Below are 21713 nucleotides of genomic sequence, written 5' to 3'. Positions count from 1 at the left end.
GTTCATTGCGAATTATAGGGATAGCACGATCCAAAAACGCAATAAACCTGATGGCTCGCGAACCTATCATGGTGCCGAAACCAGGAGTATTCACCATGGACGGTACCCCCGCCGCCGAACCCCAGCTGGACCTCGAGTACCAGCTCGCCGACAACCTCACCCGCAGCTCCGGCCGCATCTTTCTGACCGGCACCCAGGCGCTGGTGCGCATCATGCTCACCCAGGCCCGGATGGACCGCGAGCGCGGCCTGAACACGGCCGGCTTCGTCTCGGGCTACCGCGGCTCGCCGCTGGGCGGCGTGGACATGGCCATGTGGAAGGCGCAAAAGGCGCTGGACGCCAACCAGATCACCTTCCTGCCCGCCATCAATGAAGACATGGCGGCCACCGCCGTCATGGGCACGCAGCAGGCCGGCGTGCGCGCCGACCGCAACGTCGATGGCGTCTACGCCATGTGGTACGGCAAGGGCCCGGGCGTGGATCGCGCCGGCGACGCGCTGCATCACGGCAACGCCGCGGGCGCATCGCGCAACGGTGGCGTGCTGGTGGTGGTGGGCGACGACCACACCGCCGTCTCGTCCTCGATCCCGCATGCCAGCGAGGCCTCGCTGATCGGCTGGCAGATGCCCATCGTGCATCCCGCCTCCATCGACGAATACGAGACCTTCGCGCTCTGGGGCTGGGCCCTGTCACGCTACTCGGGCACCTGGGTCGCCTTCAAGGCCGTGTCTGAAACCATCGAATGCGGGCATTCCTTCGTCCCCGCCCCCGCCCAGCGCTACGACATGCCGGCGGACCCGGACATGCCGCCCGAATCGCTCGAATACTCCGCGCGCGACTTCCTGTCGCTGGCGATCGAAACGCGCATGAACCTGCGCATGAAGGCCGTGGCCGCGTTCGCGCGCCGCCACAGCATCGACCGCCTGACCTGTCCGGCGCCCAAGGCCGCTGTCGGCATCGTCACGGTGGGCAAGGCGCACCTGGACACCATGGAAGCGCTGTCGCGCCTGGGCGTGGACACCGTCACCGCCAACGCGCCGGTGCGCATCTACAAGCCGGGCCTGACCTGGCCGCTGGATAGCGAACGCCTGCTGGAATTCGCGCGCGGCCTGTCGCACATTCTCGTGATCGAGGAAAAGGGCGCGGTGGTCGAAAGCCAGATCAAGGACCTGCTGTTCAACCTGCCGGACCGCCCCTCGGTCATCGGCAAAAAGGGCTTCGACGGCGAAGCGCTGGTGCCCTCGGCCGGCCAGTTGCGCCCCTCGCTGCTGGCGCAGCCGCTGGCCAGCTGGCTCAGCCGCGCCGCCGGCCTGCCGCTGGCCGCGGACCTGTCCGCGTTCGCCTGCCAGGCGCCGCTGTCCAACGACGCCGACGGCATGCGCCGCCGCCCCTACTTCTGTTCGGGCTGCCCGCACAGCACCTCGACCAAGGTGCCGGAAGGCAGCCAGGCCCTGTCGGGCGTGGGCTGCCACTACATGGCCGCCTGGATGGACCGCGACACCGGCGGCCTGACGCAGATGGGCGGCGAAGGCGTGGACTGGATCGGCCTGTCGCGCTACACCAAGATGCCGCACATCTTCCAGAACATGGGAGAAGGCACTTATTACCACTCCGGCTATCTCGCCATCCGCCAGGCCGTGGCCGCCAAGGCCAACATCACCTACAAGATCCTGTTCAACGACGCCACGGCCATGACGGGCGGCCAGCCCATCGACGGCCCGATCTCGGTGCCCAGCATCTGCCAGCAGCTGCGCGGCGAGAACGTGACGCGCATCGTCGTCACCACCGACGAGCCCGAAAAGTACCAAGGCGTGGACCTGGGCGCCGGCATCAAGGTGCACCACCGCCGCGAACTCGACGCGCTGCAGCGCGAGCTGCGCGAGATCCCCGGCGTGACCGTGCTGATCCACGACCAGACCTGCGCCGCCGAAAAGCGCCGTCGCCGCAAGAAGAACCAGTTCCCCGACCCGGCACGCCGCATGCAGATCAACAGCGCCGTCTGCGAAGGCTGCGGCGACTGCGGCGTGCAATCGAACTGCCTGTCGGTGGTGCCGCTGGAAACGCCCTATGGCCGCAAGCGCGCCATCGACCAATCCAGCTGCAACAAGGACTACTCCTGCGCCGAAGGCTTCTGCCCCAGCTTCGTCTCCGTGATGGGCGGCAAGCCCAAGAAAAGCGCGGCGCCCAAGGCCGACCAGGAACGCCTGCAGAAGCTGATCGCGCAATTGCCCCTGCCCGCCATGCCCGCGCTGGACCATCCCTACCGCCTGCTGGTGGCCGGCATGGGCGGCACCGGCGTCATCACCATCGGCGCCATCGTGTCGATGGCGGCGCATCTGGAAGGCCTGTCCGCCGCGGTGCTCGACCTGACCGGCCTGGCGCAGAAAGGCGGCACGGTGGTCAGCCACATCCGTCTGGCGCCTGCCGGCGCGCCGGCAGGCCCGGTGCGCCTGGACTGGCAGCAGGCCGACGCCGCGATCCTGTGCGACCCGGTCGCCTCCGTGGCGCCGGACTCGCTGGGCGCGCTGCGCCGCGGCCATACCCAGGTCACGGTCAACAGCTACGTCGCGCCGGTCTCCGATTTCACCCGCAACCCGGACGCGGCCATGCAGCCCGAAGCGCTGCTGGCCAAGATCCGCCACGCGGCGGGCGAATCCAACACCGCCGCGATCGACGCGCATGAAGCGGCGCTGGCCCTGTTCGGCGACAGCATCCTGTCCAATATGTTCATGCTGGGCTATGCCTGGCAGCGCGGCGGCGTGCCGCTATCGCAAGCGGCCATCAACCGCGCCATCGAACTCAACGGCGTGGCGGTGGCCGCCAACCGGGCCGCATTCGACAGCGGCCGCCTCGCGGCGCACCAGCCCGACGCGCTGGAAGGCGCGCTGCGGCCGCGCGCCCAGGTGGTGCAGCTGCATGTGCCCGAGTCGTTCGAACGCGCCGTCGCCCGCCGCATCGACGACCTCACCGCCTACCAGGACGCCGGCTATGCCCGCCAGTTCCAGGACGTGGTCGAAGCCGTCGCGGCGCGCGAACGCGAACTCGCGCCCGAGGCCAAGACCCCGCGCCTGGCGCTGGCGGTCGCGCGCGGCCTGTTCAAGCTCATGGCCTACAAGGACGAATACGAAGTCGCGCGGCTCTACACCGGCGAGTCGTTCCAGGCACAGCTGAAGGGCCAGTTCGAAGGCGACTACAGCCTGCGCTTCCACATGGCGCCGCCCATCTTCGCGCGCAAGGATCCGCGCACCGGCGTGCCGCGCAAGATGACGCTGGGCCCGCGCACCATGACCGCGCTGAAAATGCTGACGCGCCTGAAGGGCTTGCGCGGCACCTGGTTCGATCCCTTCGGCCACACCGCTGAACGCAAGATGGAACGGTCGCTGGTGCGCGAGTACCGCCAGACCATAGACCAGTTGCTCGCAGGGTTGACCCGCGACAAGCTGGCCCAAGCGGCTACAATCGCCGGCCTTGCAGAAACCATCCGCGGCTTCGGTCACGTGAAGGCTGCAAACGTCGAGAAGTATCGGACGGAGTTAGGCCGCTTGATGCAAACCTATACGGCGCCTGCCCCGCAAGATATGCCCCTGCGGAAAACCGCATAAACATTCGCTCTGAGCGGCACCTTCCTGGGCGCGCCTTGCTGGGCGCGCCTAGTGCATTTGGTAACAATCTTTTGTGAACTTCGTCTTATCTTCTTCTTGTCCCTGTCGTACTCGATCACTAGAATTAGTGTCCAACGAGGGGTGCTACACTACATGTTGTGGTCGCCTAAGCGCTGATTCCCGTCGGCCACGCCTTTTGGACTAGCCCGTCCAGAACGTTGCGACCCCCTCAAAAGATCCAATTTCGTACCTGACATGACGTCGTCATGTCGCTATCTACGCGCTTTTCGCACAGGAGCTTCCATGCAGACTACGATCGCCTCTGTGACCCGGCCTACGGCCGTGCCGCCCTCGCAAACCGATTCCCCTGCCGACGCCAATGGCGGGCAATGGGCCAGCTACAACATCATTCGCCGCAATGGCTCGGTGGTCGGGTTCGAACCCAACAAGATCGCCATCGCCATGACCAAGGCCTTCCTGGCCGTCAACGGCGGCCAGGGCGCGGCCTCGGCGCGCGTGCGTGAGCTGGTCGAGAACCTGACCGGCCAGGCCGTCAATGCGCTGGTGCGCAACCGCCCCAACGGCGGCACCTTCCATATTGAAGACATCCAGGACCAGGTCGAACTGGCCCTGATGCGCTCGGGCGAACACGACGTTGCCCGCGCCTACGTGCTGTACCGCGAAAAGCGCACGCAGGAACGCGCCGCAGCCGCCGCCGCCGCCGACACCCAGGAGAAGGCCGCCGCCCCGCAGGAGCACGTGCTGAACGTGACCGACGCCGGCGTGCGCCGCCCGCTGGACCTGGCTGAACTGCGCGCCACCATCGAAGCCGCCGGCGAAGGCCTGGCCGAATTCATCGACACGGAAGCGATCCTGAAGGAAACGGTCAAGAACCTGTACGACGGCATTCCCGTCGACGAAGTGTTCAAGTCCGCCATCCTGTCCGCGCGCGCGCTGGTCGAAAAGGACCCGGCCTACAGCCAGGTCACCGCACGTCTGCTGCTGCACACGATCCGCAAGGAAGTGCTGGGCGAGGAAGTCTCGCAGGACGGCATGGCCGCCCGCTACGCCGAATACTTCCCCACCTTCATCGCCCGCGGCATCGAAGGCGGCCTGCTGTCGCCCGACCTGGCCAGCTATGACCTGACCAAGCTGGGCCACGCCCTGAACGCCAAGCGCGATCTGCAATTCGGCTACCTCGGCCTGCAGACCCTGTACGACCGCTACTTCCTGCACATCCGCGGCACCCGCATCGAACTGCCGCAGGTGTTCTTCATGCGCGTGGCCATGGGCCTGGCGCTGCGCGAAGCCGACCGCGAAACCCGCGCCATCGAGTTCTACGAGATCCTGTCCTCGTTCGACTTCATGAGCTCGACGCCGACGCTGTTCAACTCCGGCACCCTGCACTCGCAGCTGTCGTCGTGCTACCTCACCACCGTCTCCGACGACCTGGAAGGCATCTACGACGCCATCAAGGAAAACGCGCTGCTGGCCAAGTACGCCGGCGGCCTGGGCAACGACTGGACCCCGGTGCGCGCGCTGCGCAGCCACATCAAGGGCACCAACGGCGAAAGCCAAGGCGTCGTGCCGTTCCTGAAGGTCGTCAACGACACCGCCGTCGCGGTCAACCAGGGCGGCAAGCGCAAGGGCGCTGTCTGCACGTACCTGGAATCGTGGCACCTGGACATCGAAGAATTCCTGGAACTGCGCAAGAACACCGGCGACGAGCGCCGCCGCACGCACGACATGAACACGGCGAACTGGATTCCCGACCTGTTCATGAAGCGCGTCATGGAAGGCGGCGAGTGGACGCTGTTCTCGCCGTCCGACTGCCCCGACCTGCACGACAAGTACGGCCGCGCCTTTGAAGAAGCCTACGTGGGCTACGAAGCGCGCGTGGCCAGCGGCGAGCTCAAGCTCTTCAAGAAGATGCCGGCGCTGAACCTGTGGCGCAAGATGCTGTCGATGCTGTTCGAAACCGGCCACCCCTGGATCACGTTCAAGGATCCTTGCAACATCCGTTCGCCGCAGCAGCACGTGGGCGTGGTCCACAGCTCGAACCTGTGCACCGAGATCACGCTGAACACCAACGAATCCGAAATCGCGGTGTGCAACCTGGGTTCCGTGAACCTGGTCGCGCACATGAAGCCGGCTGCCGGCGGCGGTTTCGAACTCGACCACGACAAGATCAAGCGCACCGTCAGCATCGCCATGCGCATGCTCGACAACGTGATCGACATCAACTACTACGCCGTCGACAAGGCTCGCAATTCCAACGCGCGCCATCGTCCGGTGGGCATGGGCATCATGGGCTTCCAGGATTGCCTGCAGATGATGCGCGTGCCTTACGCATCGCAGTCCGCCGTCGAATTCGCCGACCGTTCGATGGAAGCCGTGTGCTATCACGCGTACTGGGCCTCGAGCCTGCTCGCTGAAGAGCGCGGCCGCTATCAATCGTATGAAGGCTCGCTGTGGTCGCGCGGCATCTTGCCGCAAGACACGTTGAAGATGCTGCGCGATGAACGCGGTGGTCATGTTGAAGTTGATGAGTCGAGCACGCTCGATTGGGATACGTTGCGCGCGCGCATCAAAAAACATGGCATGCGCAACTCCAATTGCATCGCAATCGCCCCAACCGCGACTATTTCCAATATCATTGGCGTATCTGCGTGCATCGAACCCACTTTCCAGAACTTGTACGTCAAATCGAATCTCTCCGGCGAGTTCACGGTCGTTAACGATTACCTCGTGCGTGACCTGAAGAAACTCGGTCTCTGGGACGAAGTCATGGTCGCCGACCTCAAGTACTTCGACGGCAGCCTGTCCCGCATCGATCGCGTACCTTCCGAACTCCGCGACCTCTACGCCACTGCGTTCGAAGTCGAACCGAGCTGGCTGGTTGAATGCGCGTCGCGCCGCCAGAAGTGGATCGATCAAGCACAGTCGCTGAACATCTACATGGCCGGCGCGTCGGGCAAGAAACTGGACGACACCTACAAGCTGGCTTGGAAGCGCGGCCTGAAGACGACCTACTACCTGCGTACCCTGGGCGCCACCAGCGCCGAGAAGTCCACGGGACGCGGCGGCGAATTGAACGCCGTTTCCGCAGGAGGCCAGTCCACGTCCGCCGCTGTCGCTGCTGCACCTGTTTTGCCGGAACCCGAAGTTCTCGGGGCGGTTTGCACCATGCGGCCGGGCGACCCCGGCTTCGAAGAGTGCGAAGCCTGCCAATAACCGCCTCCGGAGAATGAATCATGATTAATTGGGAAGACGACACCATCGCCACGCAAGCTGCTCAATCGCCCGCACCCGCGGCCGGTGGGCAGGCTGCGCCCGAAGTCCGGGCGGCGACCGGTGTTTTCGGCGACACCGCCATGCCCACGCCCGCCGCGCCTGAACACGCGGCCGGCCTGGCCGCCAGCGGCGCCGCCACCTCGCAACGCGTGAAGGTTGCCGACAAGCGCATCATCAACGGCCAGACCGACGTCAACCAGCTCGTACCGTTCAAGTACAAGTGGGCGTGGGAAAAGTACCTGGCCACTTGCGCCAACCACTGGATGCCGCAAGAGATCAACATGTCGCGCGACATCGCCCTCTGGAAGAACCCGAACGGGCTCACCGAGGACGAGCGCCGCATCGTCAAGCGCAACCTGGGTTTCTTCGTCACCGCCGACTCGCTGGCCGCGAACAACATCGTGCTGGGCACCTACCGCCACATCACGGCGCCCGAGTGCCGCCAGTTCCTGCTGCGCCAGGCGTTTGAAGAAGCGATCCACACGCACGCCTATCAATACATCGTCGAAAGCCTGGACCTGGACGAAGCGGAGATCTTCAACGCTTACAACGAAGTGCCGTCCATCCGCGCCAAGGACGAGTTCCTGATCCCGTTCATCGACGCGATCGCGGACCCCAACTTCAAGACGGGCACTCCCGAAGCCGACCAGACGCTGCTGAAGTCGCTGATCGTCTTCGCTTGCCTGATGGAAGGCCTGTTCTTCTACGTTGGCTTCACGCAGATCCTGGCGCTGGGCCGCCAGAACAAGATGACCGGCGCCGCCGAACAGTACATGTACATCCTGCGCGATGAATCCATGCACTGCAATTTCGGCATCGACCTGATCAACACCGTCAAACTGGAAAATCCGCATCTGTGGACGCCGGAATTCCGCGAAGAAATTCGAGAACTCTTCCGCAAAGCGGTCGAACTCGAATACGCTTACGCCGAAGACACGATGCCGCGCGGCGTGTTGGGCTTGAACGCACCTATGTTCAAATCCTATCTGCGCTTCATCGCCAACCGTCGTTGCCAGCAAATCGGTATCGAACCGCTGTACCCCCAGGAAGAAAACCCCTTCCCGTGGATGGCGGAAATGATCGATCTTAAAAAGGAACGCAACTTTTTTGAAACTCGCGTGATCGAATACCAAACCGGTGGCACGCTGAGCTGGGAGTAAAAGCAGTACGTCATCAGGCCCGGCGCGGGCACGCTCCAGAAGCAAGGAGCGTCGCGTTCGCAACAGGCTTGATGACGCTCTCCCTGGTCAGGGTGTTTTGCCGCCGGGCCGTCTCAAGGAAAAGCGCACCCCCTCGGGGGCAGCGAGCCGAAGGCGCGGCGTGGAGGCATTTCGAACACGTAGAACAAGCGGTCGGCGGCCTGTGATCAGGTCGCCTGCCGGCGCCATTTGAAATGGCTCGCGCCATAGGAGCGGGGGCCATATCAAATGGCTGTGCCGAATTCATTAGCGCAAACCGTAGTAGCTGTTGCTCGCACAGAACAGCGGCTTGCGCCGATGAATAGCCCGGGCACGATGCGCCGTTGGCGGATCGGGGCACGGGTTTAAGTTCTGGGACCCCTGAACCTAAGGAGCATGACCATGGCAACAGCCAAGAAAGCCGTAAAGAAAGCGGTGAAGAAGCCCGCCGCCAAGAAGGCAGTAGCGAAGAAGGCCGCACCGGCCAAGAAAGCTGCCGTCAAGAAGGTAGCCGTCAAGAAAGTCGCTGCCAAGAAGCAGGCAGTGAAGAAGGTTGCCGCCAAGAAGCCGGCAGTCAAGAAGGTCGCCGCCAAGAAAGCGGTAGCCAAGAAAGCGGTAGCCAAGAAGGCCGTCGCCAAGAAGGCCGTGGCCAAGAAAGCGGTAGCCAAGAAGGTTGTCGCCAAGAAGGCCGTGGCCAAGAAAGCCGTCGCCAAGAAGGCGGTTGCCAAGAAGGCCGTCGCCAAGAAAGCCGTAGCCAAGAAAGTCGTCGCCAAGAAGGCCGTCGCCAAGAAAGCGGTAGCCAAGAAGGCCGTCGCCAAGAAGGCGCCTGCTGCCAAGAAGGCGGTTGCCAAGAAGGCCGTCGCCAAGAAGGCGCCTGCTGCCAAGAAGGCTCCCGCTGCTGCCAAGCCTGCTGCTGCCAAGAAGCCTGCCGCCGCCAAGAAGCCCGCTGCGAAGAAAGCCGCTCCGAAGAAGCCCGTAACGCCGCCGTCCACGGCTGCCGCTCCGGGCGCGAAGACCGCGCTGAACCCCGCCGCGTCGTGGCCGTTCCCGACGGGTGGCCGTCCCTAATCCGGACGGTTCGAAGCGCTAGCTTCGCAGAGCCGCCTGGCCTAGGCCGGGCGGCTTTTTCATGTCCGCCCGGTCCGCAATCGGCCAGCCTCTCCCCCAGACGTCGAGCACGCGCTGCCTGCCGGCGATTTTTCGCTTGGGCGTGCGACAATTGACTCCTCTTTTTCAGGGTGACCGTGTCCATGCTCGATGAAATCTTGCGCTTCCTTCTCGAAATCGTGTTCACGCTGTTCGGCGCGGCGCTGATTGCCCGCGCCTGGATGCACGCGATACGGCTGCACCCCTTCAACCCCTTGTCGCGCTTCATCTACCAGGTCACCAACTGGCTGGTGCTGCCCCTGCGCAAGATCATTCCCGCCAGCAACAAGATCGACTGGACCAGCCTGGTCGCCGTGTGGCTGTCCGCGCTGATCTATCTGGTGCTGGTCTGGCTGGTGGCGATCGGCGCGCTGATTCCGGTGGAATACCTGCCCAAGGCCATGGGCTCGGCCTTGATCATGGCCATCAAATGGGCGCTGAATCTGGTGGTGTGGCTGACGCTGATCCAGGCCGTGCTGTCGTGGGTCAACCCGATGGCGCCCATGATGCCGCTGCTGCAGGCGCTGACCGCGCCCATGCTGGACCCCATCCGCCGCCTGCTGCCGCGCACCGCGATCGACTTTTCGCCGCTGGTGCTGCTGATCGTCGCGCAGGTGCTGCTGATGGTGCTGTCCAACATCAGCCAGCGCATGATGGGCCTGTAAAGCAGCGGGGCCGCACGCGGCCCCGCAAGCGCTTACGCCGAAATGCCGGCGTAGATCTCGACCAGTTTCTTGCGGTCGATCTTGTGGTTGTTCGACATGGGAAGCGCCGGACAAGCCACCAGCTCGGACGGCACCATGTAAGGCGGCAGACGCTGCGCCAGCCGCTCCTTCCAGCCCGCCAACGCGTCCGGCGCCAGCATGCACGGCGCCTGCCCGGCCTCCACCCCCGCCACGAATCCGATCAATCGCACCGCCGTGCCGTCAGGCCTGCGCAGCACCGCGCAGGCGCCGCCCTCCACGCCCGGCAGACCGTGCAGCGCTTCATCGATCTCGGCCAGTTCGATGCGATAGCCGTTCAGCTTGATCTGGTCATCCATGCGGCCGCGGCAGAACAGCAGGCCGTCGCCCTCCATCTGGCCCAGGTCCCCCGTGCGAAAAGCGCGACGGCCGTCGGCGTAGGTGTAGAGCTTGGCCTGGTTCAGGTCGGGGCGGTTCAGATAGCCGCGCATGACGTGGTCGCCCACGATGCAGATCTCGCCCTCGTCCACGATCAGCACGCTGTCGGGCTTGGCATGCCCCACCGGCAGCGGATCGTGCGCGGCCAGGACCGCGTCGGTGACCTCGATCCAGGTGGTCGCCACGGTGGCTTCCGTGGGGCCGTAGGTATTCAGAATGACGGCCTCCGGGAAGCGCTGGCGCAGTTTCTTGGCCAGCGCCGACGGCAACGGTTCGCCGCAAAACAGGAAGGTGCGCAGCGTGGGCAAGGCGGCTGGCGAGAAATCGCGGTTGGCCAGTTGCTGGTGCGCGAATGACGGCGTGGACACCCAGGCGGTAACGCCGTGCTCGGCCAGGCGGGCCATCCAGGTTGCCGGCGCGGCGATCTGCTCACGCGCATTCAGCACGCAGCAGCCTCCTGCGGCCAGGGTGGCGAACACTTCGTACATGGACAGGTCGAAGCTGAACGGCGCCTGGTTCATGAACACGGGCGCCTCGCCCAAGCCGAAGCTGCCCAGCATCCAGTCGCCCAGCAGGCCGACGCTTTCGCGGCCGATCTGCACGCCCTTCGGATCGCCGGTGCTGCCGGACGTGAACATGACGTAAGCCAGGCCGCGCTCGGCCAGCATGGCGCCCTCGCCCGGCGTGAAGCTGCCGCTGGCGGCATCGAACACGGCGGCGGCACGCACGATCTCGACAATGCGGCGCAGGCGCTCCTGCGGATAGATCGTGTCCACCGGCACGAACGGCGCCCCGATCAACAGGGCGCCGACCATGGCGACGAAGAACGAGGCTTCCTTGTGACCGTAGATGGTCACCGGCACATCCGGCGCCGCGCCATGCCTGCGCGCCTCTTCAGCCCAGGCGCCGGCCTCGTCGCGCAGTTGCGCCCAGCTCAGGCTGCGGTCGGCGGCGACGACAGCGGGCGCATCGGGCGCGCGCTCGCAATCGATGAACTGGAAAGACTTCAGATCGAAACGCATGCCGAAACTCCCGGCGTCAGATGGGGCTGCGGCCACTGAACACGTAAAGCGCCAGCGCAGCAAGAATCAGGGTGAGCACGCGCCCGAGAAAGCGCATGACCGGTTGCGCCAGCGCGGCCTGCAGGCCCGGACGGGTGCGGGCGGCGTTGATCAGCAGGTTGTGGCCCACCGAATACGCGCCGAACATAAGCCCGCTGACGATGTAGTGCAGCGACAGGCCGTTCCAGACGCCCATGGCCAGCAAAGTCGCGAAGATGCCGATGTTCTGCGCCGCCATGCGATGGCGTCCGAAGAACTTGGTCTTGCTCAGCGCCTTATAGATGGGCATGAACACCACGTCGCGCAGCCACTCCGACAGGCTGATGTGCCAGCGGCGCCAGAAATCCTGCGGGTTGAGCGTGGCCAGGGGATTGCGGAAGTTGATCGGCAAGGTGAAGCCGAACAGCATGCCGATCCCGATCGCCATCGTGGAATAGCCGGCAAAGTCGAAGAACAGATAAGCGCTGTAGAGCGAGGCGTTGAGCGCCACCCCGGTGAAGGAGTAGTCGTGCGCGTCCAGCGTCGCCAGGCCGTAGCGCCAGATCAGTTCGGCCACGCCGAACTTCTGGATCACGCCCAGCATGATGAGCTCCAGGCCGCTGAGCCAGGTGTTCAGGTTCACGCCTTCATAGCCGCGCTTCAGGTCTGCCTGGAAATTGCGCCAGCGGTACATGGGACCGGCCAGGAGCGTGAGCGGAAAGAACAGGTAGATGAAGTAGTCCAGCGGCGACACGCGTTCATTGCGTTGCGCGAACAGCAGCACGTCGATGGCGCGGAACGTGGCGAAGGACAGCCCCAGCATGGCGCCCAGGTGCGAAACGCCCGTCTTCACCAGCAGCAGCGGCGTCATGGTGATGATCACGGCCAGCCAGGTGGGGATGTAGTTGCGGCGCATGGCCCACAGCGCGCTGCCCGAAATGGCGAGCAAGGCGATGGGCTGGTAGGGACGCGCCCAGAACACCGCCATCCACACCCCAAGGCAGATCACGCCGATGATGTGGCGATAGCCGATGCGGAACGGCATGCCGAAGGAGCGGTAGGCCAGCAGGCCCAGGCCGCCGCACAGGGCGCCGCCGAAAAAGCTCAAGCTTGCGAACAATTCCATGGCGGGCTCAGAACTGTTGGTACTGGAATTCGACTTTTATCGGTCCGCCGCTGCCCGTGGTGGGCTGCGCCTGCAGCACGAACACCAGGATCAAGCCGATATATAGGCACAGATGCCAGAAGAAGCGGCGCCCCCAGGCGGCAGCCGCCTTGCGGGAATCCTGCGCGTCGTCGGCACGGCCCGCTTCAGGCGCGGCCGCGGGAAGAGTCTTGTTCATCGGGAAAAGTACTCCGCAATGCCTTGATCGGCCATGGCCCAGCCGAGTTCGGCCAGATGCATGTCGTCGCGCAGCATGCCCGGCTCGAACGGGATGCTGTAGAGATCCAGGCAGCCCATCTGGTAGCGCTCGCACATGCCGGTGATGGCGGCCACCACCGGGTCGAAGCGCTCTACATCCAGAATGAGCTTGGGATTGAAGGGCTGGATGACGAAGTAGGCGTGCACCTTACGCTTCTGCAGCAGGGCCATCACGCGCGACAGATCGCCGAGTTCCGCGCGGGTGATCGGATCGACGTCGGCGAATTCGTTGCGGGCCGGCGAATACAGCGGCGCCAGGTACTGCTTGTAGTAATCGTCGCGCACGTCGTAGGGATTGTGCCCGCCCAGGTCCTGCTCGACCGCGCGCGCCTGATGCGTCAGACGCCCCCACTGGCCCTGATCGAGGCGCGCGGCCGCCGGCCAGGACACATAGCGGTGCGCGGGCACGGACAACTTGCTGCGGGGACGATCGGGCGCCGGTTCCTTGCGCGCATGCCACCAGAGCGCCAGCTTGTCCTTCAGCTCCGCGACCTGGCCATTGGCGATGAGCCACAGCAGGCCCCAGTTGGCGTTGTCGCTGATCCAGGTCTGCATCTGCTCGCGCGTGCTGGGCTGGTCCCAAAGCCGGTCCCAGACCGGTCCGGTGACGTGCTCGGCGAACGCGCTGCGCGGCAACTGGCCGCCCGAGGCAAACCAGGCCGGCGACAGCATGATCACCAGCCGCGTATTGGGCGTGAGCGAATCCGCCACCGACTCCAGCACGCTGACGATGCCGTAGGACTGGAACATGGCGTGGCCATAGGCCAGCGTCGGCACCTTCAGCTCTTCGGGAAAGAAGCGGTAAGGCACGAAACGCAGGTCATGGCTGGACAACTCGGACGAGCCCAGCACGACCAGCGTGCCGTCGCTCAGGGCGTTGCCCAGGCGGTTCAGGTTGACGTGCTGGGTGCCCCAGTCCGGGCCCAGGTTGGGCAGGTAGTTGCTCTTGGCAGCTGCGGAAGCCGAAGGCGCCGACATGGGATTGACGACGCGGCTGAGCAAATCGTCCGCGCCGCAATACGTACCCACCGCCAGAGCCACCGCCGTCGCGGCAGCCGCGACGTGAGACAACAGCCGGGTATTACGAAGTATGGGCAGCGACATAGCCGGCAAGCGTGCGAACCGACTGTAGGTGCTCCGCGATCTCGGGAGCCGGGATGCTGCAGCCGTACTCCGACTCGACCGCCAGCGTGATGTCCACGGCGGCGAGCGAATCGACCAGGCCAGTGGCAATCAACTGCGTATCGGGGGTGACTTTCTTCATGACGATCGACTCGACGATCTCGCCGATCTTGGTGTGGAGTTCTTGCTCGGTATGCATAGATAGTGCGGCGTTACGGGCCTGGTTGGCCAAACATCCCCCGCCCCGGGATTCAGGACGAAGAGATTACAAAGAAACGGCTGAAACCGGGCTGAACATTCAGCCCCCCAACGAACGACGTTTCAGATGCACTCAGTTACATGATTTTCGCAATGCGACGTCGATCGCAGGCGCAATCATGGCACCACGCTCGTCAAATCGCCATTGAACTTATGGAGGAAATGGCGAGAAAAGGCTGGCAAACGTAACGTTCGCGGGTAATTCCCCAGGTACCGCGTTGCGGCTTAGCGACAGATTCTTACGCTTGCAGGGCTGACCCAGCCCTGCCCCCGTTATAGGCGCATAGGCGTCGACAATAAAAAAGCCCCCTGACGGGGGCTTGGTCTGATCGCGCCGCGAGCGGCGCTGGACCAGTACTTACATCGGCGTGACGCGGGTCGGGCCGGAGCCGCTGATCACCTGCACGCGCTGGCCCACGCTGATGGGCACGTCCGCTTCCTGCGCGACGACGCGGGTTTCGCCGTTGTCCAGACGCACGGTGATTTCGTAGCCGGAGTTCTTGCCGGTCTGGTTCTCGATGGCGTTGCCCGCCAGCGCGCCCAGGATGACGCCGCCCACGGTGGCGATGGTGCGGCCGGTGCCGCCGCCGATGGCGTTGCCCGCCACGCCGCCCAACGCACCGCCGGCCACCATGCCGACGCCGCTGGACTTGTCGTTCTGGATCACGATGGGACGCACGCCGGTGACCGTGCCGGTACGGACGATCTGTTCGCGCTGCGCCTGGTCATAGCTGTAGACGCCGCTGGACGCGCTGCGGTTGGCGCAGCCGCCCAGGACCGCCATCGAGGTCACGACGGCGGCGATCGCCAGCCAGCGCCCCGCGCGCGGCGTCACCAGGGAAAAAGTTTTGCTTTGATTCATTTGGACTCCTCGATCGGCCGTTGCCGACGATGTACTCATCATACCCTGGCCCCGAATCGGGGCCAGCGATGCTGCAACACACTGAAACGCACCGCCAGAAGCTGAAAAACCCGGCTGGGAAAGGCGCTAGAACTCGCCGCCTTCACCCCTCTCCCACGGTTCGACCGCGGCCCAACTACCGGGTTCCCGATGAGTTCAAACAGGCAGGTGGATGCCGTAGGTCGCGTGCAGCACGGCGTCGATCTCGGCGCGCGAAGGAGCATGGTTTTGCGGTCCGCGCGAAGCGATCTTGATGGCGCCCATGACGTTGCCCAGGCGGCAGCTGTCTTCCCAGTTCCAGCCGCTGGTCAAGCCGTAAAGCAGGCCGCCACGCTGCGCGTCGCCGCAGCCGGTCGGGTCCACCACCTGGGCCGCGCGCACCGGCGCGATCTGGATGGTCTTGCCCTCGGTCAAGAGCGTGGCGCCTTCCGCGCCGCGCGTCACCACCACGGCCTGCAGCGAGCGGGCGATGTCTTCCATGCTGCGGCCCGTGCGCTGTTCCACCACGCCGGCTTCGTAGTCGTTCACCGTCAGCGCCTGCGCCAGCTTGAGCATGCGCTCCAGGTCCGCGCCGTCGAACAGCGGCATGGCCTGGCCCAGGTCGAAGATGAACGGGATGCCGCGCTTATGCAGGCGCTCGGCGTGGGCGAACATGCCTTCCTTGGCATCGGGCGCGACGATGGCCCAGGCTGCGTCGGCGTCGCTCAAGTCATTTTCCGCCGCGTGCGCCATGGCGCCGGGGTGGAAAGCCGTGATCTGGTTGTCGTCCAGGTCGGTGGTGATGAAGCACTGCGCGGTAAACGTGTCCGGAATCACCTTGACGCGGCTGACGTCGATGCCCAGCCCGGCCATGCGCTCCATGTACTCGCCCGCATCTTCGCCCACGGTCGCCACGGGCACGGGTTTGCCGCCCAGCAGATTCATGCTGTAGGCGATATTGCCCGAGCAGCCGCCGTATTCCTTGCGCATGCTGGGCACCAGGAACGACACGCTCAGCGACTGGATACGGTCGGCAAGAATGTGCTCCTTGAAACGCCCTTCAAACACCGCGATGGTGTCGAACGCCATCGAACCGCAAACCAGGACTGGGGTTGCCATGCTAGTCATCCCTTAAGGAAAGAATTTATTGAGTTGAAAGCCATTGACCTGGACGCCAGTCACTTCAATCGGCACGGAAATCTTCAATTCGGCCTGGGGCGCGAAAGGACCGCGCAACTGCTCGGGCGTCAGATAATCTTCGGGCTTGAGCGCGCGGCGCACCACCACCGTATCCGACAGATCATTCAAATCCAGCACCAGAGCGGGCCAGTGCTGCGGCTTGTCATGACGGTTGCGCATCACCACCGTCAGCACCAGGCGGCTGCGTCCATCATCGATCGCCGCTGCGCCGGTCGGCGGCTGCAGCGACGAGGAGGTAATGTGGATGAGTTCCAGGCGGCGCGCATAGCCCACGGTGCAGCCCAGCGGCTGGCACGCGGTCTCCAGCACCGGCCGCAGAAGGGGCACGGAATTGGCGATATCGGTGCGATACACGTACACCAGTTGCAGGCCCAGCGCGATCAGTCCGATCAGGCAAGCGTAGCCCCACAGCTTGCGCAACAGACCATGACGCTCCTCGCGGTCCTGGTCGAGGAATTCAGGCGGCGCGCGGCCCACGTCGGTGGCGCTGGAATAGCGCGTGCGCGTGTCGCCCAGCACCGGTTCGCCGGATTCGTCGCGGTCCGGGCCGTGATGGTCGCTGTAGTCGTCGCGCTCGTGGTCCCGGTGCTCGTCGGCGTACTCGTTGTCGTATTCGTCGTCGCGCTCTTCGTCGCGCACGTCGGCGCGAGCACGGCCGATGGTGAAGGCCGGCTCCGCGTGCGCGCCGCGCGAGACGGCATCGGGGCGATAGGCGGGCTGCGTCGTCGCGGGGACGGTCCAGCGCGGCGGATTTTCGTCCTGCGCAATAACCTCGTCGGCCGGACGATGAGCGGTCCGGTGTTGCACGGGGCCTTCGGCCCAGTCATCGACCGGATCATCGGCCAGATCGTCGTCTTCGTCCTGCTCGCGTTCGTGCGCGTCGTGCGCAGGCTCCGCACGCCGCCGGATGTCGTCGCGGCCGCGCAGCACGGCGGGTGGCCCCTCTGGCGCTCGGTAAGGCGGCGCCACGGGCGCGCGCGCGGGTTCCGGTTCATCGTCCCACGGCGCGGTCTGTGAAAAATCTACCGCTGGCGCGGGAGGCGGAGCCGGCCGCGCGGTCTGGAACGGCGGTGCGGCGGGTGGCTGCGGCGCAATAGGAGCTGCGGGCGCAAGCGAAGCTTGCGTTGCTGCGGGCGCTTGCGGCGCGACGGGAGCTGCGGGCGTCGCCAGGACCGGCGCGGCCTGGCTGGCGGCCGGCGTCAACGGCATCGCCGGCGCAGCGGGCGGCACGGATTGCGGCGTCGCGCCCGCGGCCGGCAGCAGGCAGGCGCGCCCGTCGAACACGGTCGAGCAGGCGCCGCAGCGCACCAGGCCATTACGGACCCGCAACTGGTCGGGCACCACCTTGAAGGTGGTGCCGCACTGCGGGCAGCGGGTGGTCAAGGCCATGGCACTATCCTGCCGGCGGCGCTCAGGCCTTCTGGCCGTGCAGGCACACCCAGCCGTCGCGCGCCCGCCAGACCGACATCGCGATCCAGGGCGCGTAGGCGGCGGCCACTTCCTCAGCCTGCCGCTCCAGCACGCCGGACAGCACCAGATGGCCGCCCGCGGCGACGCGTCCGGCCAACATAGGCGCCAACACCTTCAGAGGGTTGGACAGGATGTTGGCCACCACCACTTCGAAGGTGCCTTCGGCCAGCGCGTCGGGCAGCATGGCTTGCAGGTCGACGTGGTTGACCTCGGCATTGAAAATCGTGCTCTGCACCGCCTGGGCGTCGATATCCACCGCCTGGGTCGGACCCGCGCCCAACTTGCGCGCGGCGATCGCCAGGATGCCCGAGCCGCAGCCGTAATCCAGCAGCGTGGCGCCGGCCGGCAATTCGGCTTCCAGCCAGGCCAGGCACAGATGGGTCGTGGGATGGCTGCCGGTGCCGAATGCCAGGCCCGGATCCAGCTCGATGTGGATCGCGCCCTCCTGGGTGGCGGCATCCGGCTCGAACGCCGGCACATCGGGATTGTCACGATGCCAGCTGGGCACGATCCACAGGCGTTCGGCGATATGGATGGGGCCGAACTGCGACTGCGTCAGTCGCACCCAGTCGGCGTCGGGCACGTCGCGCAGGCTCCAGCCCTTGAACACGGCGGGGTCCAGTTCACCGGCCGCGGCGGCCTCTTCCATGATCTGCGCGGGATCGGCCCCGTCGGGCAGCAGCGCGACAACGCGGTTGCGGTCCCAGGCCTGCACGTCGGGCTCGGTGCCCGGTTCGCCGAACAAAGGACGCTCGTCGTCGGTGCCCAGGTCGGCATCTTCGACGGATACCGACAGCACGCCTGCTTCCAGCAGAGCGTCCGAGAGGGCTTCGGCCTGCGCCTCCAGGCAATGGAGCACGAGTTCACGCATGATGATTCTTCCATCTGGTCAACGGGCCGCGGCTTGCGCCGCGGCCCGTTGACCGTAAAACAAAACAGGAGCGGACCGGGAGCGGAAAGCTCCCGGATCGCGGTCAGGGACGCTGAGCCAACTTGTGTTCCAGGTAATGGATGCTGGTGCCGCCTTCAATGAAGCGGGCGTCCTGCAGCATTTCGCGATGCAGCGGGATGTTGGTGGAAATGCCTTCCACCACCATTTCCGACAACGCGGTGCGCATACGGGCCAGCGCCTGGTCGCGCGTATCGCCGTAGGTGATGACCTTGGCGATCATCGAATCGTAGTTCGGCGGCACGAAATAGCCGTTGAACGCATGCGAATCGATACGCACGCCCGGACCGCCCGGCGTATGCCAGTTGGTGATACGGCCGGGGCTGGGCACGAAGCGGAACGGATCTTCCGCGTTGATGCGGCATTCGATCGCGTGGCCCTTGAATTCGATGTCGCGCTGGCGCAGCGTGAACTTTTCGCCGGCGGCGATCAGGATCTGCTGCTGGACCAGATCGATACCGGTGATCAGTTCGGTGACCGGGTGTTCGACCTGGATGCGGGTGTTCATTTCGATGAAATAGAACTCGCCGTTTTCATACAGGAACTCGAACGTGCCCGCGCCGCGGTAGCCCATCTTGCGGCAGGCGTCGGCGCAACGGTCGCCGATGCGCTCGATCAGCCGGCGCGCGACGCCAGGCGCGGGCGCCTCTTCGATGACTTTCTGGTGGCGGCGCTGCATGGAGCAGTCGCGCTCGCCCAGCCAGACGGCGTTGCGGCCGCCATCGGCCAGCACCTGGATTTCGATATGGCGCGGGTTCTCGAGGAACTTCTCCATATAGACTTCCGGGTTGTTGAACGCGGCGCCCGCTTCCGAGCGCGTCATGGTGACGGCGTTCAGCAGCGCGGCCTCGGTGTACACCACGCGCATGCCGCGGCCACCGCCGCCGCCTGCCGCCTTGATGATGACCGGATAGCCGACTTCGCGCGCAATGCGGATGATTTCCTGCGGATCGTCGGGCAACGCGCCTTCCGAACCCGGCACCACCGGCACGCCGGCTTCGATCATGGCGCGCTTGGCGCTGACCTTGTCGCCCATCAGGCGAATGGTGTCCGGACGCGGACCGATGAAGACGAAGCCGCTCTTTTCGACGCGATCGGCGAAGTCGGCATTTTCGGACAAGAACCCGTAACCCGGGTGGATTGCCTCGGAATCCGTGACTTCGGCCGCCGAAATGATGGCCGGCATGTTCAGGTAGCTTTCACGCGACGGCGCGGGCCCGATGCACACAGATTCATCGGCCAGGCGCACGTACTTGGCTTCGCGGTCAGCCTCGGAGTGCACGACCACGGTCTTGATGCCCAGCTCGCGGCAAGCGCGCTGAATGCGCAGGGCGATTTCGCCCCGATTGGCGATCAGGATTTTTTCGAACATTTTCAGCTATCAGCCAATGACGAACAGGGGTTGACCGTACTCGACGGGCTCGCCGTTTTCGACCAGGATTTCTTTGATGACGCCGGACTTGTCGGCTTCGATCTCATTGAGCAGCTTCATGGCTTCAATGATGCACAGCGGGTCGCCTTCCTTGACGGTGGCGCCGACGTCGATGAACGGCGCCGCACCCGGGTTCGGCGCGCGGTAGAACGTGCCGACCATGGGGGCCTTGACGACATGGCCCTGAATCACCGGCGCGGCTTCCGCGGCGGGTGCGGCCGGAGCCACGGCCTGGGCCGCCGGCGCGGCCGGCACGCCGGCTTCGGGGTGGTGGTAGGCGACCGGCTGCAAGGTCTGCGAGAACTTGACGATCCTCACCTTGCCTTCGCCTTCGGTGATTTCCAGCTCGGCGATGCCCGATTCAGCCACCAGGTCGATCAGGGTTTTGAGTTTTCGGAGGTCCATAGAAGCTGCTTCCCGAGATAGTGTCGGCGACGTCCCAGCGTCGGGTCCGCGCCGTATAAGATGTAAATGCTGTGGTTTGGTGCGAGATCAGTGCCGCACTGCGTAACGCAGAGCCGCCTCGTAGCCGTCCGCGCCCAGGCCGCTGATGAGGCCTACCGCCAAGTCGGACAGATAAGAGTGATGCCTGAAGGGCTCTCGCTTATACAGATTGGACAAATGTACTTCAATAAATGGGATCGCGACCCCAGCCAGCGCATCGCGAATTGCGACGCTGGTGTGCGTATAAGCCGCCGCGTTGATGATGATGAAGTCCGTGCCGTCTTGCCGGGCCGCCTGAATGCGGTCAACCAGTGCGCCTTCGTGATTGCCTTGCCACGCTGTCAGCGTGGCGCCCAATTCTCCTGCGAGCAACTCCAGGCCCTCGTTGATCTGTTGCAGCGTGAGGCTGCCGTAGATATGAGGTTCCCGGGTGCCGAGCAGGTTCAGGTTCGGGCCATGCAATACCAGTATGTTTTGCGCCATGCGCTTGCCAATGAGTGGTTTGCCAATTGTTGGCAAAACAGCCGATAAACCAGCTTTTTACGCCAATTCCTACTATTTGTCCAACAGACTTACGCCTTTAAACCAGACAGGGTGCGGTCCAGATCATCGGGTTGGATTTCACCCAATATCTTCCGGTTAATACCGCCATCTGCATTGAAAACAATAGTAAAAGGCAGGCCTCCGCTGGGATTTCCCAGCTTGCGCAGAGTATCGATGGCACCTGCGCCTATTACCCAGAGGGGATAGGAAACCTGTACTTTCTCGACAAATTTTTGCATGTTCGCGGCCGAATCGACACCAATGCCGACAAATCGCACATGCGGGTATTTTTTCTGCAAGGCGTCGAGTTCGGGCATTTCTCGGACGCATGGCGCGCACCAGGTTGCCCAGAAATTGACCACGATGGGCTGGCCTTTCCAGCCTGCCAGGGTATGGGACGCCCCGTTCAGGTCGGGGAGCGGCATCTGCATCAGGCCGGCGACGGGATCGCCGGCGTCGGCCGGGGCCGAGGGCGTCGAGGTCTTGCGGCCCATCAGGGTATAGCCGCCCGCAACCGTGGCGGCTATGGCCACGCCAGCGGAAAGAAGTAGGCGTCGATTCATGGCGCGATCATAACCGCTGCCGCCGTTTCGCGCCGCGCCCGCCGCAGT

General features: G+C 64.7%; 18 protein-coding genes. 5 read left to right on the top strand and 13 right to left on the bottom strand.

Annotated elements, in window-relative coordinates; all coding sequences use genetic code 11:
* Positions 1–95 precede the first annotated feature (95 nt).
* The 5 genes from AXYL_RS03185 (at position 96) to AXYL_RS03165 (ending at position 9885) form a co-directional block, all read left to right on the top strand.
* The gene (locus tag AXYL_RS03185) at positions 96–3602 is read left to right on the top strand and encodes an indolepyruvate ferredoxin oxidoreductase family protein (protein WP_013391391.1); all 3507 of its coding nucleotides are present in this window, start codon (positions 96–98) and stop codon (positions 3600–3602) included.
* A 303-nt stretch (positions 3603–3905) separates the two neighbouring features.
* Entirely contained in the window at positions 3906–6836 is a 2931-nt protein-coding gene (locus tag AXYL_RS03180; protein WP_013391390.1) for a ribonucleoside-diphosphate reductase subunit alpha, read from the top strand.
* A 20-nt stretch (positions 6837–6856) separates the two neighbouring features.
* Positions 6857–8056, top strand: a complete 1200-nt coding sequence (locus tag AXYL_RS03175; RefSeq protein WP_013391389.1) for a ribonucleotide-diphosphate reductase subunit beta — start codon at positions 6857–6859, stop codon at positions 8054–8056.
* A gap of 420 nt (positions 8057–8476) precedes the next feature.
* Entirely contained in the window at positions 8477–9142 is a 666-nt protein-coding gene (locus AXYL_RS03170) for a histone H1-like DNA-binding protein (protein ID WP_013391388.1), read from the top strand.
* Between the two features lie 182 nt (positions 9143–9324).
* Positions 9325–9885, top strand: coding sequence for a YggT family protein (locus AXYL_RS03165; protein WP_013391387.1), 561 nt, complete (start codon positions 9325–9327; stop codon positions 9883–9885).
* Positions 9886–9917: 32 nt separating this feature from the next.
* Here the strand turns inward: AXYL_RS03165 and AXYL_RS03160 are convergent, their stop codons facing one another.
* The 13 genes from AXYL_RS03160 to AXYL_RS03100 form a co-directional block, all read right to left on the bottom strand.
* On the bottom strand, positions 9918–11363 hold the full coding sequence (locus AXYL_RS03160) for a D-alanine--poly(phosphoribitol) ligase (RefSeq protein ID WP_013391386.1): 1446 nt from the start codon (positions 11361–11363) through the stop codon (positions 9918–9920).
* Between the two features lie 16 nt (positions 11364–11379).
* A complete protein-coding gene (locus AXYL_RS03155; RefSeq protein WP_013391385.1) occupies positions 11380–12507 on the bottom strand; it encodes a membrane-bound O-acyltransferase in 1128 nt (375 codons plus the stop codon).
* Between the two features lie 7 nt (positions 12508–12514).
* Positions 12515–12724 carry a hypothetical protein gene (locus tag AXYL_RS35140; RefSeq protein ID WP_013391384.1) on the bottom strand — a complete coding sequence of 70 codons (210 nt, stop codon included), beginning with the start codon at positions 12722–12724 and terminating at the stop codon, positions 12515–12517.
* A complete protein-coding gene (locus tag AXYL_RS03145) occupies positions 12721–13908 on the bottom strand; it encodes a D-alanyl-lipoteichoic acid biosynthesis protein DltD (protein ID WP_013391383.1) in 1188 nt (395 codons plus the stop codon). The genes AXYL_RS35140 and AXYL_RS03145 overlap by 4 nt, the downstream gene beginning before the upstream one ends.
* Positions 13886–14125, bottom strand: a complete 240-nt coding sequence (locus tag AXYL_RS03140; protein WP_006226661.1) for an acyl carrier protein — start codon at positions 14123–14125, stop codon at positions 13886–13888. The genes AXYL_RS03145 and AXYL_RS03140 overlap by 23 nt, the downstream gene beginning before the upstream one ends.
* 417 nt (positions 14126–14542) lie before the next feature.
* The gene (locus AXYL_RS03135; RefSeq protein WP_013391382.1) at positions 14543–15046 is read right to left on the bottom strand and encodes a glycine zipper 2TM domain-containing protein; all 504 of its coding nucleotides are present in this window, start codon (positions 15044–15046) and stop codon (positions 14543–14545) included.
* A 195-nt stretch (positions 15047–15241) separates the two neighbouring features.
* Entirely contained in the window at positions 15242–16183 is a 942-nt protein-coding gene (locus AXYL_RS03130; RefSeq protein WP_013391381.1) for a carbohydrate kinase family protein, read from the bottom strand.
* Between the two features lie 12 nt (positions 16184–16195).
* A complete protein-coding gene (locus AXYL_RS03125; RefSeq protein WP_013391380.1) occupies positions 16196–17653 on the bottom strand; it encodes a DUF3426 domain-containing protein in 1458 nt (485 codons plus the stop codon).
* Between the two features lie 22 nt (positions 17654–17675).
* A complete protein-coding gene (prmA, locus tag AXYL_RS03120; RefSeq protein ID WP_013391379.1) occupies positions 17676–18605 on the bottom strand; it encodes a 50S ribosomal protein L11 methyltransferase in 930 nt (309 codons plus the stop codon).
* Between the two features lie 103 nt (positions 18606–18708).
* The gene (accC, locus tag AXYL_RS03115) at positions 18709–20055 is read right to left on the bottom strand and encodes an acetyl-CoA carboxylase biotin carboxylase subunit (RefSeq protein ID WP_013391378.1); all 1347 of its coding nucleotides are present in this window, start codon (positions 20053–20055) and stop codon (positions 18709–18711) included.
* A 9-nt stretch (positions 20056–20064) separates the two neighbouring features.
* Positions 20065–20520: an acetyl-CoA carboxylase biotin carboxyl carrier protein gene (gene accB / locus AXYL_RS03110; RefSeq protein ID WP_013391377.1), complete on the bottom strand. Its 456-nt coding sequence runs from the start codon at positions 20518–20520 to the stop codon at positions 20065–20067.
* 87 nt (positions 20521–20607) lie between these two features.
* Complete coding sequence (aroQ, locus tag AXYL_RS03105; RefSeq protein WP_013391376.1) at positions 20608–21042, bottom strand: type II 3-dehydroquinate dehydratase; 435 nt, start codon at positions 21040–21042, stop codon at positions 20608–20610.
* Positions 21043–21131: 89 nt separating this feature from the next.
* A complete protein-coding gene (locus tag AXYL_RS03100) occupies positions 21132–21665 on the bottom strand; it encodes a TlpA family protein disulfide reductase (RefSeq protein WP_013391375.1) in 534 nt (177 codons plus the stop codon).
* Positions 21666–21713 lie beyond the last annotated feature (48 nt).

This window comes from Achromobacter xylosoxidans A8 (genome assembly GCF_000165835.1).
In the GTDB taxonomy this organism is placed as follows: Bacteria; Pseudomonadota; Gammaproteobacteria; order Burkholderiales; family Burkholderiaceae_B; genus Achromobacter; species Achromobacter xylosoxidans_B.
This window is presented reverse-complemented; position numbering and strand designations above follow the sequence as displayed.

What these genes read in the sequence shown, in the direction of transcription:
- AXYL_RS03185 (WP_013391391.1), top strand. Translation starts at nt 96, where the DNA reads ATGGACGGTACCCCCGCCGCCGAACCCCAGCTGGACCTCGAGTACCAG.
- AXYL_RS03180 (WP_013391390.1), top strand. Translation starts at nt 3,906, where the DNA reads ATGCAGACTACGATCGCCTCTGTGACCCGGCCTACGGCCGTGCCGCCC.
- AXYL_RS03175 (WP_013391389.1), top strand. Translation starts at nt 6,857, where the DNA reads ATGATTAATTGGGAAGACGACACCATCGCCACGCAAGCTGCTCAATCG.
- AXYL_RS03170 (WP_013391388.1), top strand. Translation starts at nt 8,477, where the DNA reads ATGGCAACAGCCAAGAAAGCCGTAAAGAAAGCGGTGAAGAAGCCCGCC.
- AXYL_RS03165 (WP_013391387.1), top strand. Translation starts at nt 9,325, where the DNA reads ATGCTCGATGAAATCTTGCGCTTCCTTCTCGAAATCGTGTTCACGCTG.
- AXYL_RS03160 (WP_013391386.1), bottom strand. Translation starts at nt 11,363, where the DNA reads ATGCGTTTCGATCTGAAGTCTTTCCAGTTCATCGATTGCGAGCGCGCG.
- AXYL_RS03155 (WP_013391385.1), bottom strand. Translation starts at nt 12,507, where the DNA reads ATGGAATTGTTCGCAAGCTTGAGCTTTTTCGGCGGCGCCCTGTGCGGC.
- AXYL_RS35140 (WP_013391384.1), bottom strand. Translation starts at nt 12,724, where the DNA reads ATGAACAAGACTCTTCCCGCGGCCGCGCCTGAAGCGGGCCGTGCCGAC.
- AXYL_RS03145 (WP_013391383.1), bottom strand. Translation starts at nt 13,908, where the DNA reads ATGTCGCTGCCCATACTTCGTAATACCCGGCTGTTGTCTCACGTCGCG.
- AXYL_RS03140 (WP_006226661.1), bottom strand. Translation starts at nt 14,125, where the DNA reads ATGCATACCGAGCAAGAACTCCACACCAAGATCGGCGAGATCGTCGAG.
- AXYL_RS03135 (WP_013391382.1), bottom strand. Translation starts at nt 15,046, where the DNA reads ATGAATCAAAGCAAAACTTTTTCCCTGGTGACGCCGCGCGCGGGGCGC.
- AXYL_RS03130 (WP_013391381.1), bottom strand. Translation starts at nt 16,183, where the DNA reads ATGGCAACCCCAGTCCTGGTTTGCGGTTCGATGGCGTTCGACACCATC.
- AXYL_RS03125 (WP_013391380.1), bottom strand. Translation starts at nt 17,653, where the DNA reads ATGGCCTTGACCACCCGCTGCCCGCAGTGCGGCACCACCTTCAAGGTG.
- prmA (WP_013391379.1), bottom strand. Translation starts at nt 18,605, where the DNA reads ATGCGTGAACTCGTGCTCCATTGCCTGGAGGCGCAGGCCGAAGCCCTC.
- accC (WP_013391378.1), bottom strand. Translation starts at nt 20,055, where the DNA reads ATGTTCGAAAAAATCCTGATCGCCAATCGGGGCGAAATCGCCCTGCGC.
- accB (WP_013391377.1), bottom strand. Translation starts at nt 20,520, where the DNA reads ATGGACCTCCGAAAACTCAAAACCCTGATCGACCTGGTGGCTGAATCG.
- aroQ (WP_013391376.1), bottom strand. Translation starts at nt 21,042, where the DNA reads ATGGCGCAAAACATACTGGTATTGCATGGCCCGAACCTGAACCTGCTC.
- AXYL_RS03100 (WP_013391375.1), bottom strand. Translation starts at nt 21,665, where the DNA reads ATGAATCGACGCCTACTTCTTTCCGCTGGCGTGGCCATAGCCGCCACG.